The 16,879-nt window shown below is 55.2% G+C and carries 17 protein-coding genes and 2 pseudogenes; 3 read left to right on the top strand and 16 right to left on the bottom strand.

The genetic code is table 11. From position 1 onward, the window contains the following. Positions 1 to 466: 466 nt before the first annotated feature. The 4 genes from EXW94_RS11140 to EXW94_RS11125 all read right to left on the bottom strand — a co-directional run bounded on the left by EXW94_RS11140 (position 467) and on the right by EXW94_RS11125 (position 3,012). Positions 467 to 880, bottom strand: a complete 414-nt coding sequence (locus tag EXW94_RS11140) for a helix-turn-helix domain-containing protein (RefSeq protein WP_174340117.1) — start codon at positions 878 to 880, stop codon at positions 467 to 469. 67 nt (positions 881 to 947) lie between these two features. Then, positions 948 to 1,955, bottom strand: a complete 1,008-nt coding sequence (locus EXW94_RS11135) for an acyltransferase family protein (RefSeq protein WP_375336644.1) — start codon at positions 1,953 to 1,955, stop codon at positions 948 to 950. A 116-nt stretch (positions 1,956 to 2,071) separates the two neighbouring features. Further along, entirely contained in the window at positions 2,072 to 2,569 is a 498-nt protein-coding gene (locus EXW94_RS11130) for an MgtC/SapB family protein (protein WP_174340116.1), read from the bottom strand. 38 nt (positions 2,570 to 2,607) lie between these two features. Further along, complete coding sequence (locus tag EXW94_RS11125) at positions 2,608 to 3,012, bottom strand: ion channel (RefSeq protein WP_254797830.1); 405 nt, start codon at positions 3,010 to 3,012, stop codon at positions 2,608 to 2,610. 101 nt (positions 3,013 to 3,113) lie between these two features. On the opposite strand from EXW94_RS11125, the pseudogene EXW94_RS11115 reads away from it, so the two are divergent. The 3 genes and pseudogenes from EXW94_RS11115 to istB all read left to right on the top strand — a co-directional run. Beyond that, positions 3,114 to 4,030 (top strand): annotated as a pseudogene (locus EXW94_RS11115) (IS3 family transposase); the annotation flags it as partial. Between the two features lie 92 nt (positions 4,031 to 4,122). Then, positions 4,123 to 5,622 carry an IS21 family transposase gene (istA, locus tag EXW94_RS11110; protein ID WP_174340114.1) on the top strand — a complete coding sequence of 500 codons (1,500 nt, stop codon included), beginning with the start codon at positions 4,123 to 4,125 and terminating at the stop codon, positions 5,620 to 5,622. Further along, on the top strand, positions 5,619 to 6,374 hold the full coding sequence (gene istB / locus EXW94_RS11105; RefSeq protein ID WP_174340113.1) for an IS21-like element ISEc10 family helper ATPase IstB: 756 nt from the start codon (positions 5,619 to 5,621) through the stop codon (positions 6,372 to 6,374). The genes istA and istB overlap by 4 nt, the downstream gene beginning before the upstream one ends. 310 nt (positions 6,375 to 6,684) lie before the next feature. Here istB and EXW94_RS11100 read toward each other — a convergent pair whose 3' ends face one another. From EXW94_RS11100 to EXW94_RS11045, 12 genes and pseudogenes are all read right to left on the bottom strand, one after another. After that, positions 6,685 to 7,053 carry a hypothetical protein gene (locus EXW94_RS11100; RefSeq protein WP_174340112.1) on the bottom strand — a complete coding sequence of 123 codons (369 nt, stop codon included), beginning with the start codon at positions 7,051 to 7,053 and terminating at the stop codon, positions 6,685 to 6,687. A gap of 153 nt (positions 7,054 to 7,206) precedes the next feature. Then, entirely contained in the window at positions 7,207 to 7,545 is a 339-nt protein-coding gene (locus EXW94_RS11095; protein WP_174340111.1) for a glycine zipper family protein, read from the bottom strand. Further along, complete coding sequence (ydiK, locus tag EXW94_RS11090) at positions 7,542 to 8,627, bottom strand: AI-2E family transporter YdiK (RefSeq protein WP_174340110.1); 1,086 nt, start codon at positions 8,625 to 8,627, stop codon at positions 7,542 to 7,544. Before ydiK ends, EXW94_RS11095 begins: the two co-directional genes overlap by 4 nt. Further along, a complete protein-coding gene (gene mscS, locus EXW94_RS11085) occupies positions 8,624 to 9,484 on the bottom strand; it encodes a small-conductance mechanosensitive channel MscS (protein ID WP_174340109.1) in 861 nt (286 codons plus the stop codon). Before mscS ends, ydiK begins: the two co-directional genes overlap by 4 nt. Positions 9,485 to 10,095: 611 nt before the next feature. Next, the gene (locus tag EXW94_RS11080) at positions 10,096 to 10,743 is read right to left on the bottom strand and encodes a hypothetical protein (RefSeq protein ID WP_174340108.1); all 648 of its coding nucleotides are present in this window, start codon (positions 10,741 to 10,743) and stop codon (positions 10,096 to 10,098) included. 29 nt (positions 10,744 to 10,772) lie between these two features. Further along, a complete protein-coding gene (locus EXW94_RS11075; RefSeq protein WP_174340107.1) occupies positions 10,773 to 12,149 on the bottom strand; it encodes a VasL domain-containing protein in 1,377 nt (458 codons plus the stop codon). A gap of 81 nt (positions 12,150 to 12,230) precedes the next feature. Then, positions 12,231 to 12,701, bottom strand: a complete 471-nt coding sequence (locus EXW94_RS11070) for a hypothetical protein (RefSeq protein ID WP_174340106.1) — start codon at positions 12,699 to 12,701, stop codon at positions 12,231 to 12,233. A 13-nt stretch (positions 12,702 to 12,714) separates the two neighbouring features. Beyond that, positions 12,715 to 13,167: a type VI secretion system baseplate subunit TssE gene (gene tssE / locus EXW94_RS11065; RefSeq protein ID WP_174340105.1), complete on the bottom strand. Its 453-nt coding sequence runs from the start codon at positions 13,165 to 13,167 to the stop codon at positions 12,715 to 12,717. Next, complete coding sequence (gene tssJ, locus EXW94_RS11060; RefSeq protein ID WP_174340205.1) at positions 13,160 to 13,696, bottom strand: type VI secretion system lipoprotein TssJ; 537 nt, start codon at positions 13,694 to 13,696, stop codon at positions 13,160 to 13,162. The genes tssE and tssJ overlap by 8 nt, the downstream gene beginning before the upstream one ends. After that, complete coding sequence (gene tssG, locus EXW94_RS11055; protein ID WP_174340104.1) at positions 13,677 to 14,777, bottom strand: type VI secretion system baseplate subunit TssG; 1,101 nt, start codon at positions 14,775 to 14,777, stop codon at positions 13,677 to 13,679. Before tssG ends, tssJ begins: the two co-directional genes overlap by 20 nt. Next, positions 14,732 to 16,495 (bottom strand): type VI secretion system baseplate subunit TssF, encoded by a 1,764-nt coding sequence (gene tssF, locus EXW94_RS11050; protein ID WP_174340103.1) that lies wholly within the window; start codon positions 16,493 to 16,495, stop codon positions 14,732 to 14,734. The genes tssG and tssF overlap by 46 nt, the downstream gene beginning before the upstream one ends. Before the next feature lie 23 nt (positions 16,496 to 16,518). Next, positions 16,519 to 16,879, bottom strand: a pseudogene (locus tag EXW94_RS11045) (hypothetical protein); the annotation flags it as partial.

Genomic DNA, 16,879 nt, shown 5'->3' with positions numbered 1-16,879 from the left:
TAAAATACTAGCACCTGGCATCGAGGATAAAATAAAGCATCTCAAATAGCTCAGTTAACGGGTCGGGGCTGCATTTTTGTTATAGCCTGTTCGATTTCATCATCTTCCGGATTTTCATTCGTTGCTATCAGAAAACATTTACCATCATAACGATGATAATGGCGTACCTTGTAACTTATCTTTTTTTGTACAAGAACTTCAGATGGAATATGAGGGGAGCAATACTTCGCCATGGGTACGTATATTGAGTTAACTTCAAGACAATTAGTTAAAGGACCATTGTAACACCGTCCATCATGCTCGCCACCTAAAACAAGACAATCGAAATATATACGTTCATTCATATTTTAATCCCCAAACGTGTTCCTTAGCTGTATCAAGAATATAATAAATTGAATTTTAATGTGTTCGCCACTGATAAATAACTACAGGTTATTCAGGATGTTTCTTTCGGCCAGCGTCCGACTCATAAGTTACTCAATTCTTTCCCCCGGGAAATGATAAGGTCAGAAGGCTTTATCCAGCGTTTGCGGTATTCACCGGGTGAAAGGCCGAACTCTCTTCTGAAGCAACGATAAAAAGTTGAGATATCTTCAAAGCCCAGTCCGAAGGCGATATCTGATATGCCAGCATCATTTTCACGCAGTAAGCGGGACGCCGCGCCCAGCTTTCTTCGACGAATATAACAGGCAATCGGCTCACCGGTGACAGATGTGAACATATGCTGCAGATAAAATGTTGAGTAGCCAGACCTCCTGACAATATCCTTTACCGACAGCGGCTGATGGATGTTCTTATCTATCCAGTCAAGCAGTTCGTGAATGGCCATGCTGATATTGTTCATCGTGCCGGAATGCAGGCCATTAATTTCTGATGTCATGTTTTCCCTTCATTATCAGTATCTGTCAGCCAGCGTGTAAAAATGTGAGTGCATTGAAACTTTCATTTTAATATTTCTTAAGAATATGCTTAACGATAAACTTCTCAGTCTTTGCTGCATAAGTTTTAAGTGCAGCCGAAATTCTTTCCGTCGTTATCAATGCGAGCAACCAGAACAACGTCGCCTGGGTCGCATTCAGTTCAGCCATATTGATGTTAGCACTGATAAAGATAATGACGACATGCTGAATAAGCATAATAATGTATGCTCTGGAAGCCAGACCGGATACGTTATTATTAAGCCTGAAACGTATAAAGCCCCGGTTAATAACCGGATAGCAGGCATGTAAAATAAACAGAAACGCCACGGAAAAAAACAGGCTGCGTGGCGCAAGTGGGAAAAGGATTTCCCGGATACTTTTCTGTGAAAGGTCAGACACCGCACATCCGCCAAGAATAACGACCATGCCCGTCACAGCAAGCAGGATCCGCCACTTAAAGAACCAGGGCAGAAAATGCATAAACAGCATACCGAACGCAAAGTCACATATCCGCACCTGAGCTGACCAGTACGGATTAGCAAGTGTACTGTCGTAGCAAATAACGCTGACTGTCAGCGCTGCAGACATCGTCAGGAACGGCGCCAGCTGTATTATCCGCAAAACCAGCGGTGCAATCGCATAATGCAGAATGATACAGCCAATAAACCATTCACCGGTAAGATATGCTGTTTCCACTCCCCAGATACCATGAAGGTAGTGGTCAATACCGAGGATGGTAGGAAGAAACGCGAAAACGTTTCTCTCACCATTCATCAGCTGCTCCAGCGGGTTCCCCGGATAGCGGAAGTAAAGCCCCAGGACCAGCAGTATGAGGGCTGCTGTAAAATAAACCATGTTGTAGGGTATCAGGACCGAACAGGTCCGCCTGACGTAGTATTCGCAAAGGCTGTAGCGCGTCAGGGAAACATATGCCAGCGCACCGGATATCATAAAAAAAATCGACACGCCGAGTCTGCCAATCCCGCCCGTAAGATATTCGCGCGGAAAGGTAATCAGAGTGCTGGCATCAAACATATAGGCATAATGCGAGGTTATCACCAGCAGAACGGCAGTAAGGCGCAGAAAGTCCAGAAGGTGTTGCGTGTTGAGAGCATATTCAGACTATTTTCCAGAACAGGTGAAAGGATAATTTAGCTGCCCTGACGGGGAAGCGTCGTTTTCTCATGTCGCCTGTGCACGCCCTTCTGAAGACTCAGGACTTTGCGCTCAAGGTAATCGACGCCCGCCAGTATTCCCACCACCAGTCCGGTCATGATGAGCGCCTGCCGATCGAGCCCCAGGCCTGTCATTGCGCCCGTTGCCGCCATCATCCAGACCGTAGCGGCGGATGTTGCACCCGTCACGATACCATCGCGCGTCATCATGACGCCGACCCCTAAAAATCCCACACCGGTAATCAGCTGTCCCAGCACACGAGCCCGGTCGGCGGCATCCGCAGTAACAGCACCCGGCATGGCGAGGAAGCAGTAGCTCCCGAGGACAATTAACGTGGAGGTTCTGATGCCAATCGGCTTGCCGCGCAGCTGGCGTTCAAGCCCCACGGCAAAGCCACACAGCAGGCAGGTCGCTATCTGTCCTGAGGTGAAGGGAAGCAGCAGAGTCTCTGCTGCGGGTAAAATCAGACGCATGGGTTACTCACTCAGATAAGAAAATATTCATGGAAAAACTATTTTGACCCGGGCCGTAGCGTAGCCAGTACCCGGGAAAGGAGTGCGACCGTCCAGCCTGCCAGCAAGACCCCGACCAGACCTTCTGCCGCACCAGTTATGCGAAGATGTGCAGGCAGCAATACGTCGCCGTAGCCCACCGTCGCGTAACTTGCCAGCGAAAAATACACGGCGGTTGCCACATCGCTGAAGCCTGAGCGCCAGTAATAAAAGAGAGCAAAGCACGCCGCCTCGGTAAAATGGATCATCAGCATCGAAACACAGATGCGAACCAGTATCATCACCAGCCTGACCGTGTCGGTGACTTTCCCGGGCACAAGCCTCAGAATATGCAGACTCCAGAGCGTATGAATAACCACCATGAGTGACATCAGCGCCGCAAGCCATATCAGCTGCAAAAACATGAAAACTCCATAACACAATACCGGGGTATGTAGTGGCACACTGATACTGGCCACCTGATCGGAGGTGATATGCTCACCTCACCAACACGACAGGTGACCTAATGAGTAAACATTTCACGGCAGAATTTAAGCTCGAAGCGGCAAAGCTGGTTCTCGACCATGGGTATACGTACTTAAAAGCCGCTGAGGCGGTTAATGTCAGCCATTCGGCCATTACCCGCTGGGTCACTAAACTGCGGCTCGAGCGGCAGGGTAAAACTCCCGCCGGGTTGCCGCTTACGCCTGAGCAGATTGAGCTGCGCGAGATGAAGAAGAAAGTTCAACGCCTTGAAATGGAAAACGAAATCCTAAAAAAGGCTACGGCGCTCTTAATGTCGGACTCACTCAACGGTTCACGGTAGTCCACAGGCTGAGGGCGCGATACCCGGTCAGCGCGTTGTGCCACATTTTCGAGGTACACCGCAGCAGCTACAGGCACTGGCTGAGCTCCACGAATGAACCCGATGGGGAACGCGTGGTTAAGCGCAGCCAGGTCATGGAGGCCTGGAACGCCAGCGGTGGCTCTGCCGGAGCCAGAAGCATCGCGACCATCGTCACCAGGGACTCTGGCGTCAAAATGGGCCGTTGGCTGGCCGGTAAACTGATGAAAGAGCTGGATATCGCCAGCTGTCAGGTGCCAGCCCACAAATACAAGCGCGGAGGTAACGAGCACGTTGAAATACCAAACCTTCTCGACCGTCAGTTCGCGGCTACGGCACCAAACCAGACCTGGTGTGGCGACGTGACCTACATCTGGACAGGTAAATGCTGGGCTTACCTGGCTGTGGTGCTGGACTTGTTCTCCCGCAAGCCTGTGGGCTGGGCGATGTCGACGTCGCCGGACTCAACGCTGACGGTCAAAGCGTTGCAAATGGCCTGGGAGCTACGAGGCCGCCCGACAGATGTGATGTTCCACAGCGACCAGGGCAGCCATTATACCAGCCGCCAGTACCGACAGGCGCTGTGGCGTTGTCGGATTATGAGACGACAATAACTCAGTCCGGTTGGCGCTGATTATTCTGGCCGATTTTGTAATCTGAGCATCATGTACACGATCCCACAGGAAATGGCGTGACGCTCAATACTCATCAGGTCAGTTATTACATGACTCAACGTAAAAAAGGTGTAACCCAGCATATCTCGGCCATGAAGGCCGGTATCTCTGTTCGCTCAGGTCGCAGGATCGAAAAAGATCAGTGGTCTAAAACCGGTAATCGTCACTGGCGGACACGTAAAGATCCGCTTGAGGCCGTCTGGGACAACGAGCTTGTTCCCCTGTTGAAGGAAAGGCCCGCCCTGATGCCCACGACCCTGCTTGAAATGCTGCAGGATAAATATCCCGGTCAGTACCCCAACAGCCTCCGCAGGACAATGCAGCGGCGGGTCCGCGAGTGGAAGCTGCAGTATGGTGCTGAGCAGGAAGTGATGTTCCGGCAACTTCATCAGCCCGGCCTGCGCGGCCTGTCGGACTTTACCGAGCTCAAAGGTATAGTTGTCACCATCAATGGCAAGTTATTGACGTATAAGCTGTACCACTTCCGCCTTGAGTGGAGCCACTGGAGCTGGATGCGGGTCGTGCTGGGTGGTGAGAGCTTCTCTGCCCTTGCTGAAGGCCTGCAGGAAGCCCTCGGGCAACTGGGAGGTGTACCAACAGAGCATAAAACGGACAGTCTGCGGGCAGCATGGAAACATCAGGGTGAAGACGGGCGCCGCGAGCTGACTGAGCGCTATGCTGCCCTCTGCCAGCACTATGGTATGCAGGGCGTGCACAATAATGCCGGTCGTGGCCACGAAAATGGTTCGGTTGAAAGCGCCCACGGACATCTGAAAAGACGCATCCACCAGGCGCTGATGCTGCGGGGCAGTAATGACTTCAGCACCGTGGAAGAATACCAGGCCTTCATCACCCAGCAGGTTATGCGTCACAACCGTAACAATCAGGATCTGGTAAAGGAGGAGCGCCTCCACCTGAAGCCACTGCCGCTGCGTCGTAGCGCCGACTACGACGAGTTGACGGTAAGGGTCAGTAGTAGCAGTACCATTAACGTCAAACTTGTCGTCTACAGCGTGCCTTCCCGGCTTGTTGGCCAGCTGTTACGGGTTCGGGTGTGGGATGATCGTCTGAGTTGTTACATCGGTAGTAACGAGGTTATGAGCTGCCCTCGCGTCAGACCAGAAAAGGGGAAAAGACGAGCCAGACGGATCGACTTCCGGCATGTGATCGACAGCCTGGCGAAAAAGCCCGGAGCCTTCTGCCATGCTACGCTGAGAAATGACATCCTGCCGGACGATGAATGGCGAAGACTGTGGCGTCGTCTGTGTAATCATCTGAAGCCTGAGATAGCAGGTCGTCTGATGGTGCACGCCCTGAAACTGGCTGCGGGCTATGACGATATCTCTATCGTGGCGCGGGGGATGGAGCAGATGCTGAATACTCCGGGTGAGCTGGATCTGCACCGCCTGATGCGGTTCCTGGGGATAAAGGAAAAGGAACTACCGGCGGTCAGTGTGGTTCAGCACAACCTGAGCAGTTATGAGCAGTTGCTGCGCGGAAAAGGAGGTCTGCAGTGAGCAATATCCACCTCCTTGAGCGTAGTCTGCGCAAACTGCGTCTGACCCGCGTCAGTGCGGAATGGCATGCGCTGGAGAAACGTGCGCTGGCGGAGGGCTGGACCCCGTCACGCTATCTGCTGACGCTGTGCAATGAAGAACTCCTGTGGCGCGAGAGCGAAAAGCTACGCCGCTATAAAAAGGAAGCCCGGTTGCCGGTGGCGAAAACGCTGGGTGAGTATGACTTCAGCCAGGTGCCGGAACTGAATAACGCTCAGTTCCGGCAGCTCTGCGAAACGACAGACTGGGTTGATGCCGGAGAAAACGTCCTGCTGTTCGGTGCCAGTGGTCTGGGAAAAAGCCATCTGGCAGCGGCGATCGTGGATGGCGTTATAGGGCTGGGCTACCGGGCCCGGTTCTACAGTGCCGGAGAGCTGCTGCAGGAGCTGCGTAAAGCGCGGACACAACTGAAACTGAACGAGCTTCTGCTGAAACTGGATCGCTACCGGGTGATAGTGATAGACGACCTCGGGTATGTCAAACGCGACAACGCGGAAACGGGTGTGCTGTTCGAGCTGATCGCACATCGTTATGAGCGTGGCAGTCTGGTCATCACCAGCAATCATCCGTTCAGCACGTGGGGCAGCATCTTCGTGGATGAAACGATGGCGGTGGCAGCAGCCGACCGGCTGATCCATCACGGATATATGTTCGAACTGAAGGGAGAAAGTTACAGGAAAAAGACAGCGAAGGCAGTAACCAACGTGGCGTAAAACCCCGCTCAATGGATGCGGCCAGAGTAGTTGGCGCCAGTCGGCAAAACTAGTTGACGTCTGATACCGGGGCACACAATCGCCATATATGAGAACGATCGCCGTGCGCAAATGCAGACCGGTTAATACAGGATTGAAACTGGTGTAACCGACAGCGCATCAGTGCACCTGCAAAATGGCATTCTGGTCGGGCACGATCTTCCCCTCGTCGGTATTCGCGATTTGGTACCGCTCTTCAGGATGCATTTGCACCGCCGGTAACTCGTTGCTGTGGCTCCGTGTCAGTTGCCATGCTTTGCCACAGACAAGACTACATTTCGCCGCCCTTCAGACACAGCGCGGTGAGTCCCCGGAAAAAATCCCCCACGCTGATATCTGCCTGCACAGGCAAAGGCGCGCCCCGCAACCGGCACAACACCCATGCGGGTGAGAGCGGCAGGCTATCCTGCAGAGTCAAAAGGTATTCATGTGGCAGGAGGGAAAAGAGCTTCCTAAGGGCATTTTCATCAGATGGAAATCTGACGCCAAAACGCCATTCCGCTTCGTGAAGCAGCTCCTCCATGTCATCACTGCAGAATCCCAGCCCTGAAACAAGCCGGGTTTCTGTCGTAATAAAACCCGGGGCACTGTCGCCGCGACTGCGGATCAGATGGATAACCTCCGCGAGTGAAGGGGGCATAAATTTACCTGTACGGGTTGATGTGTTGGCGCATAAGCCCGGAGCGTTTTCTGTACGACCTTAACGTGCCCTTTTACTAAGCAGCCAGATGTCGTGCCGCCAGTCCACGCGATCTGCAGAAAGGGCAGTATGTTCGCTGCCCTGTGTCATTTATCAGTGCAGGGCCTCGCCGGCCAGTCCACCTGCGCCCGCCCCCGTGACCGCACCTTTCACCACGCTTTTACCCGTTGCGGCCGCCACGACTGCACCGGTAGCTGCGCCTGCCGCACCGCCCTGTCGGGCTGCCTTGCCTGTGTCACCGCTTTTGGTCATTGCTCCGGTGCCTGCACCGACAACCGCGCCCCCGACGGCTGATTTCACATCCTTCCCGGCAGCAGCGCCGACGGTTGCGCCGACAACAGCACCGGTTGCTGTTTTATCCATTGCCACGGCGGATACGGCATGTAACAGCGCCCCCAGTAACACAAACGCACACGCTATTTTTTTGTTCATTGCTTCATTTCCTTTGATTCATGGTGTGAAACCGATTCTTCATTCACCCAGCCGGCAATCAGACGCCAGGATACGGCCAGCAAAACAGGGCCGATAAACAGACCAATAACCCCCCACGCCAGCAGGCCGCCGGTCACTCCGGCCATAATCAGGAGCAGCGATGTGTCGCTGCCCCGGTTCATCAGCAGCGGTTTGATGATGTTATCCATCCCGCCGGCCACCACTGTCCAGGCCAGCAACAGACTGCCTGCACCGTTCTCGCCGCTCCAGAAGAGCCAGGCTACGGCCGGCAGCATGACAATCACCGGCCCGAGCTGGACCAGGCACAGGACAAAAATCAGCATCGCCAGCATGGCGGCCGCCGGCACGCCGCAGACAAACAGGCCGATACCCGCAAACACGGACTGAAGCACAGCCGTCAGCACCACGCCGGTCGCCACCGCCTGGATGGTTTTTCCTGCAAGTTCAACGGCGTGCTCACCACGCGAGCGGGCCAGACGGAAGGCAAAACGACGAAATCCCTGTGCAACACGTTCCCCGAAGAAATAAAGCAGCAGACAGACGGCCAGCATCATGATGCTGTTTACCAGCAGCATCCCCATCCCCGCGAGCTGGCCTGTAACAAGCCTTGCACCGGTTATCAGCCAGGGCTTCAGCGCGCCTGCAATAACGGAGATGTCACTTTGCACGAGCATCATCCATTTTTCATACAGGTAATGACCGGCCACCGGAATACGCAAAAGAACATCAGGAGCCGGCAGGGCTGAGGGTTCAGGGTGAGTCAGCCAGGCAACAAGTCCTTTCACCGCGGCGGATAATGCCGTCATCCCATACACCATGGGCAGTAACACCAGACCACAGAGGCACAGCATCATCACCAGAATGGCAGGCAGACGTCGCCCCCCCATTCTGTGACGCAGCCAGAGAAAGAGAGGCCAGGTTGCGGTGACAATCACCCCCGCCCAGACGGCACTCAGTATAAAGGGGCGGATAATCCAGACGCTGCAGACCAGCAGCGTGAGCAGCAGCAGAACCCCAAGAACGGACTGAGGCAGGTCGCGGTTATGCGTTTGCGTGCTCATCGTGCAGGCTCCTGCCCGGCGTTCCTGATGCTGACATCCATCTGCGGGCGCGGTGCAGGAATACCGTTGTCGTCGAGCCCGCGCTTGATGGCTTCCGTCAGGTCAAACCAGACATCCCAGTAAAGGGCGGTATCCGTCCAGCAGCGCACCACAAAGTTCAGCGCCGGCGGCGCCATCTCGTTCAGTCGTACCGTGATGCCATTTTCATGGATAATCCGGGTATCGGCCGTAACGACATCACTCACCACGCGCTTCACCTTTCCAATATCGGCAGACCAGGCCACGGACACGGTGATATCCACCCTGCGACGCGGCTCGCGCGAGAAGTTGATAATGTCCCCGGCGATGATTTTGCCGTTCGGCACGATAATGATTTTGTTGTCAGGCGTACGCAGGGTGGTGGAAAAGATATTCACCCGGTCAACCGTGCCGGCCACGCCGCCCACATCCACAAACTCACCGGTACGCAGGGGGCGCAGCGTCACCAGCAGCACGCCGGCGGCGAAGTTCGACAGCGAACCCTGAAGGGCAAGCCCCACAGCCAGACCGGCGGCCCCCATCACGGCAATGACAGACGCGGTCTGGACACCCAGGCGGCCGAGTACGGCAATAACCGTGAAGACCACGATGGCATAGCGAACCATGACCGAAAGGAAGCCCGACACCGTCACGTCAATCCCGCGACGTGATAGCACACGGTCAAGCGCCGCACTGACAAGGCGGGCAAGTATCAGTCCGGTAATTAACAGGACGGTGGCCGAAATAATATTGACCGCGTATTCGGTTAATAACCCCTGATTTTTTACAAGCCACTCACCGGCCCTATCAACTTCATCTGTAATGTTCAGTTCTTTCATTTACTACTCCATTTTAAAATTTCACCCAAACGGGTGCTGGTTGAAAATAAGCTCAGGCAATGACGTTCCGTCATCCTGTATATACAGGTCGCATATATCACCCGTAAAAAATGGTAAATACGACAAAGCCGGCAAGTAATAAGGCACTCAGTATCCACGGCAGTAAATGCTCTGCCCGCCGTCCGGAAAAGGGTTTCCTGACATTACAGGGCGTACATCGTGTGGCATCAGTTGAAATAAGCGCCCCACAATGTCGGCATGGTCTTACGATTTCTTGACGCACCAGATCCTCCATAATTAAAATATAAATATGCCTGCAGCGTTTCTATGCGATTTTTATTTAATTTCTCACTTACGAATTTCGAATATTACGAACCGCGCCAGGAGTTTATGATGCGGGGTGGATATAATGGAAATATCGCTATTGCTTAAAGTGGGATTTAAATTAACGATGCCTGTCAGCAGGCCGTTATTGCGTATTCCGCTCCGGGCGGGCATGGTCTGGCATCGACGTTACGGGAAAATGCTCACCACAAAGTTGAGGCGTTGCCTGTGGCGGACAGCACGGTTCGCCTGGCGTTATCCGGCACTAAAGACAACTGGCTAACGCATCACGCCTTAAGCTCGCGGCAAAGAGCCCGTTTTTTTTTGAGTAATCGCTCGCGGGCCTTCTCCACTGCTCGTTTTGTTCTGTCCGGAAACAGTGTTGCCTGCTGCTCAGCAATGCTGAGATGAATGTTTTCCTCCAGCAGCCTCCACTCTGCGTCGCTCCACGGACGAAACCCCTCGCGGCTGCTGCTTGATTTACGAAGCCCCATTCTTCCCGCAATTATTTTGATAGCCTCAGGGGTTCTGCCTGGCAGCAGATTAAGCACCCCGGAACCGATAGCAGGATAGTGTTCCTTCAGAATTCGACGCTCCTCCTCACGCCAGTACCTGCCGCTGGTCACTCCCAGCGTATCGGCCCGGGTAAAGACAGCCGAAGACGTTCTGTCTTTAAGAAGCGTCGCAATGAATGCAGCGCCTGCGCCTGAAGCATAGTGCTGACGAATGATATCGTCTTCTTCTGCGGTCCATCGTGGCGATGCCTTTTCCTGACAGGCCAGTTTATGAGCCATCAGGCGAACGGAGCCGGGCGTTCGCCCCAGAATGCGGGCAAGCTCAGGCAGGGGCATGGTACGGTAGTTGACCTCCAGAAAAGTGAGGTCTGCAGCTGACCATTCGCACCAGTGATTTCTGTGAAGCTCGTTCTCATCCATTGAAACTCCGAAAATACGCGTAAGGACGGTTACTGGCGTTCTGTTACGGCGGAATACCGCGTGATTAACTGCTTAAGATGCAGTTCTGTCTGCATCTTTTGCGCGGCCGGGATTGTCTGTGAAAGACCCGGAATGCTCATTTGCCGCAGCTGTTCTTCAACCGGTACCGTTTTACCGAATGCCTGCGTAGCAGCAAAAACCTGTGATTTGAGCTCGCTGACCGTCATGTATTTCCCTTTCTGCTCATCCAGCCCGTTCAGCCTGTCGCTCAGTTTTTGCAGGATTGTCATTCCCTGATGCCAGCCGTTCAGCTGTTCCGCTGGCAGCAAGGCGCTACTGAGCTGCTGTTCCCACTGTTGTACCAGAGGCTTAGCCTGCTCCGGCCACAGCGTCCGTGCCTGTTCAGCGAGTTTTCTGCCATAGGCGATATTCCAGTCGGGAGGTAATTTTTCCAGCCTGGCCAGCTGCTGCTGTGTCTGAGCGATTACCTGTGCTGGTAACGATGACCGCTGTTGCAGAATGGCCAGTTGCTCAGGCGTGAGCACGGCCGGTAACGGTGCCAGGGAGGCGGCAAACTGAATCTGTAGCGGGTCGGAACGGTGAAGAGACTGCCAGACGAATGCTGCAGCTGAGCTTATCAGCAGCATGGTACACATCCCGCCCGCGAAGGATTTCCATTTTTTTACCGGCGCGGGCATTGTCGCCAGAACGTCCACGTTCGGCTGCTGTTCAGGCTGCGCGACATATACCCACTTCACTGCACTGTCTGGTACCCTGAAATCGTCATCCGGACCACCAGCAAGGTCCCTCGTGGATGCGGTCGAACCATTCATCATAGTGGAAGGCAACACGATGCCGGGCTGAATGTTCGCGCCGGTGCCATCGCTGTTTTCCAGCCGGACGGCGCTGTTGTGCATCAGCGTGCGCAGCACATCCAGCTGGCTCAGATGCTTAAGCTCCAGGCGCTGCAGTACCGTACCCAGACGGCCAAGCAGCTGTTCCGCCCGGTACAGCTGGCTGAGGTCGCTGTAATTCAGCGCCAGCGTGCGCATCCGCTGCTGCAGGCGCAGGCTCAGGCTGCTGAGGATTTCCATGCGGGCATGCACCGGCTGCGGCCAGAGCGTCCCCCACTGATGGCTTATCAGTGCTTCCAGTATTGCCAGCCCCTCATTGAGGCCGGACAGGCCGGCCAGTTGCATACGGGCAAGCGTATACCAGGCTGCCGTCTGCAGCTCCACGCCGTTCTGCTCAAACAGTGAGAGGCAGAGTTTTTCGGCATATCGCCAGTTCACATCCGGACGCGCCGGATGCGTCAGTTTGCTCAGCTCATCGCGCAGGGCGGCATAATCCGGCAGCGCCCTGGGGTCGCCACCGGTTTTGATTTTACGGGGAGTCATGTTATTCACGGCTGAATATCCATATCAGAATGACGGACGTTGTTTTCTGGTTAAGCGGCTTCGCGCGGGTTTGCGGGTTCTGCAGGTCCGCTATGGCAGCCGCGATAAAATCAGGCCAAAAAATGCGCCTTCGTCAAAATGCTCTCCGGGGAGGGCCGGAGCCCCTGGCTGAGTCAGTCGCCAGTCGTTAAGCTGACCTGCCTGCATGAATAAACGCCCCACTGAAGTGATGCACCCTTCTGCGTGAAGGGTCACGTCCACACATCCGACCACGCTCTGGCCGTACAAAAATACCGGCGTAAACTTTACCGCCCGGTCGTCCACGCGCAGTACGATGCCGTCTATATCAAATGCTCCGACCTCCGCCAGCAGGTCCGTAACGCAGACGCTGAAGGTCCCCACCTTCAGGCCGGTACCGTCGAGCCACGCGTCCATCTGCTCCTGAAGCAGCGTCATTCTCAGGTGAAACTCTGCGATATCGGCCTGACTCTTACTGACAGATGAAGCCGGTGCAGACTGTCTGGTCTGCAATTTATCGAGAAACTGTAATTTTAGTGACATGTGTTATCTGACCTCAGAGACGGGTTGCTGAGTCCAGATACTGCTGACTCTTCAGGTGTCGCAGCAGGACGCGACCTTCGGGCATAAATTCAGTGCCGTAGCGCACCAGACCGACACCTTTAAGTTCAGCATCAATCGCGTAGCGCAGTTCACCGGGGGCGTTCTGCTCCAGCAGGACAACGGCGATTTTTTTCAGACGCGGCTCATATCTGAGCAGCACGGCAGACAAAGTGCCCATCAGCTCATGGGCCGTACCCGGCATGCCCTGCAGGATTTTCGTCATATCGGGCAACCCATAGTCCGGCAGATGCGCCAGCGTACCTGCACGGCAGTTGAGAACGCGCTGCATGTTGTCGAGCACGGACAAAACGACCTGGTTCTGCTCGCTGACCTGATGGAGATCGAGGCCGCCGGTGAAGTTGCCGTAGAGCGTTTCATAAAGTGGTGGGCGAGGTGAATCACTCATCTTTCAGCGCCTGCAGGGTCAGGCGGTTATTGCCCGCATCGATGACGCGAGCCTTATCCGGATCGAGATCATCACGGCTCAGCACCACCCGCCAGGTGTTGTTCTCCTGGTCCGGCGACATAAACATCCCGGCCACCGCCACATACCGGGCCCCCTCCTCCATCGGCATATCCACCATCACCGCCCCGCCGGGCTGCAGACGGACATCTTTCTCCGCCAGCAGGTCTGCCCTGATGGCCTGACTGTCATCTTTAAACAGTGACGGATAGTCAGTACTGTCAAACGTTTTGCGATCCTTAAGCTGGTAGATGCGCACCACCGTCGACAGTGCCACGCCGCCTGCATTGCTGTTCACTGCCTCACGGGCCCGAATATCCAGATGCAGGGTCTTTATCTGCTTATAAAATATCGATTTGGTCACAGCAACGGTGCCGTCTGTCACTTTTTGAGTCAACCCGCACCCCGCCAGCATCAGGGTGATACCGGCGGCCAGCGCAGCCAGAGGAAATTTACCAGCGGTAATCGCCATCTTCATCGGTCTCCCTGCGGTGAATATTTTCCTGTACCCGCTCATAGCGGCCCAGATTAATGGTGATTGTTTTTGGGTGTGATGCGGTAACCGCATTCAACGGTCGCATTACGGCAGTGCGGCCCAGCTGCACCGCGCCTGCTTTGGGTTTCGTGCTCATGGTCGCGTCCGGCAGCAGGCTGCGGTCGACACACAGCTGTAGCCGTAAATCCAGGCGAGACCCGAGATACACGTGCAGCAGCGCCATCAGGTCGGTGTGAAGCTCCCCGCCCGGTAACCAGCCCTGCACTTCTGCCGGGTCAGTGGTGGTCAGACGCATCAGCACCTGGCTGTTTACGTCGGTGGCATAGCTGCCCATCACCGGTCGGTTTGTCAGGGTGGCGGGCTGGCTGACGCGCATGGTCAGTGGCTTCTTCAGCGGCACACGGCGTTTGTCATGGTGCCAGATTTTCGCCTGCGTGTTGGATGCCAGCAGGCGCACCAGCGAGGCCATGCCTTCTGCGGTACGCCCCGGCAGTAACATGACCGGCAGCAGTGCCAGAAAGCGCGAAGCCGGGGTGGCAATGTTTTGTGCACAGCCGTCAATGCCGAGTCCCGCAAGCCCCAGCAGGTACTGCGAGGTGTTGTCCTTCCCCCCCTCTTCAAAGGTCGCCGGGTATGAGTATTTACGCCAGATACGGTAGTACTGGGCAATCAGCCGGTGGTTGAAGATATCGAGGAAATCCGCCGTGGCCTCATAGCCTTCCCGCCGCCGGGTAATGTCATCGGTATAGTGCGTCGGCAGCGGGGACTCCACACCGTAGAGCCCCATAAAGGTGATGCGTACCGTTGGCGGCAGATGCGAATGCTCAGGCTGCTCAATTCCTTTGATTTCAGAGGCCGGAAAGCCCATCCCCGGGTGCGGTCGAAAACGTACCGGTTCATGTCGTACCTGCCAGGTGCTGCCGGTGACCGTGTTGTCCGGCTGGCTCTGCTCCAGCAGCTGGCAGAAGCGGTAAAAATTCATATACGGCAGCCGGTCTTCCAGCTGCGCTATCAGCCGGGCAGACGCGGACTGTGGTTCTCTTTCCACCGGATGCATTTTCCTTCTGGCTGAACGATAAGTGTGAGCTGGTTGAACTGGTTCATATCGGCATACAGCGCAAAGAACCGGTTAAGCATTTCACCAAAGAGGTGAATATCGCCCTCACCGGTGAAGCCGTTGCTGTCGAGGGTCACTTCGATATCCAGCCCCCGCAGCAGGTAGCCCTGCTCAAAACGCTGCAGGCGGTGGTGCTCCACATGCTGAATCGCCTCCAGACGGCGGGTGTTCAGTTCATCTTCCTGCCAGTTATAGAGTGCCAGCGTGCCGCGCAGCACTTCGGCGGTGCTCATCATGTTCAGGAACCCGGAGCCGAGGTGGCTCAGTACCCGCCAGTGAAAACGGTCTTCTGCTGGCGGGTAAACCGGCAGCGTGGGTTTGCAGAGGTTTTTCACCGTCAATGGCGTCTGCACCACCTGCTCACAGCGGTCAAGCAGCGTGCTCTGCAGCGCCCGGCGCGGTAACTGACCGTTGGTGCCGGTGATTTGCAGCGATACGGCTTCGCGCTCAAACAGCCTGTCATCCTCCCACTGGTGACCACCGAGGATAAGCCAGGTGTCATACAGTCCGGTGACGCCCCGCTTAACGCGGGTGTGGTAATACCGTGGCGGTGCGTGACGGCGCATCATTCCGCCCTTATGGCGGAAGCTGCTGAACGGGACGTATTCGGCATCACTGGTCCGGTTTGAGCCTGTCACCGAATCCACCGAATAAATCTCGGTGTGTCCGTCCTGCAGCCGTTTGGGGCGCAGCAGGTACTCACTCTCAAGCCCGGTAATGGTGAGCGGGTCAGCCTCCAGTGTGAACAGGTTAATCACCGGCACACAGTGCAGACGAACCGCGTCATTGGTGACCGGTAGGTCTGATGGCCACAGCGTACTGAACACGACTTCGATGTCGAAGTACTCTGCTCCCGCAGGCGGCGTAATCCCGTCCAGACCGTTGAGGTGGACGAACATAAACTTGTCGCGGAAGGTGAAGTACTCCAGCAGCAGCTGGTAGCCGCTGAAGGCAGTATCCCCCTTCGGCCACAGCCCGTCTTCCTCTGCAAATCCTCCCGGCGAGAAGTACCCGTCCAGGCGAATACGGTCGGTCTGCCCGGGCAGACGCATATAAAGCGCAGCCTGCCGTCTGGTCAGCATCAGGTGCAGCTGGCTGCTGACAGGCGCATCTGCACCGAGGTACAGACTCAGGTGACTGAGGTCAGCATGAGACCAGTCCGCCTGGGTGCTGCAGGCAAAGCGCATCCGCAGCAACGAGCGTCCGTCAGGCTCGGTGCTCATGGTCACCCCTGAGATGTTCAGCGGGTTGAGCATCACATCACGGGTGGTGCGGTAGCGACAAACCGTGTTTTTCGGCCCCACCGGGCGGGAATACACTTCCAGACCCGCGGGCATCACTTCTGCCATCTTCACGGCCTGAAGTGCGGGCGTGAAGGCCACCACCGAGAGTGAAGGAATGGTACGCAGGTAGTGTGGCCAGAGCATGCTGACCAGCCCTTCGGTCAGTTCAGGCAGGTCGTCGTCGATCTTCTCCCGTAGCCGTCCCATTGAGAAAGCAAAGCCTTCGAACAGCCGTTCAACATACGGATCGGGAGTACCGGCCTTATCCAGATCCAGCATCGCGGCCCGATCCGGATGGGTCTGGGCGAATTCTTTCGCGGCTTCACGGAGGTAGCGCATTTCCGCGTCGTAATAACTCAGGGTTAGATCTTTCATGTGTATTTCCGTAGAAACCGGCTTCAGTGAGGTCCCATCATTAAACGCAGAAACTGAAGAGAGATTGGGAAGAAAACAATATCAGCGGAGAGTGCCAAAGGAGTAATAACAATATTGGTCGCCAGATTTACGGGATGAAAATCGGTTCCTGCCTCCAGTGAATAAAACTGAACGTTATATGCTCTCCCCAAAGACTCAGTCTTGTCAAAAGTATAATTAACGCTCGCTTTTGGGATAATCACACCTGTGATATACACATCTTTGACATATCTGACACCGTTGCTCTTAAAGCCAGCTGTCTGAATAGTCTTTAACTCTTCTGTTGAAAGCATTCTGGAGGATTTATTGACTTCGACAGGCAGTGCATCGCTGAACTGAAGCACG

Source organism: Enterobacter sp. JMULE2, from assembly GCF_013337145.1.
Classification (GTDB): Bacteria; Pseudomonadota; Gammaproteobacteria; order Enterobacterales; family Enterobacteriaceae; genus Enterobacter; species Enterobacter mori.
This window is presented reverse-complemented; position numbering and strand designations above follow the sequence as displayed.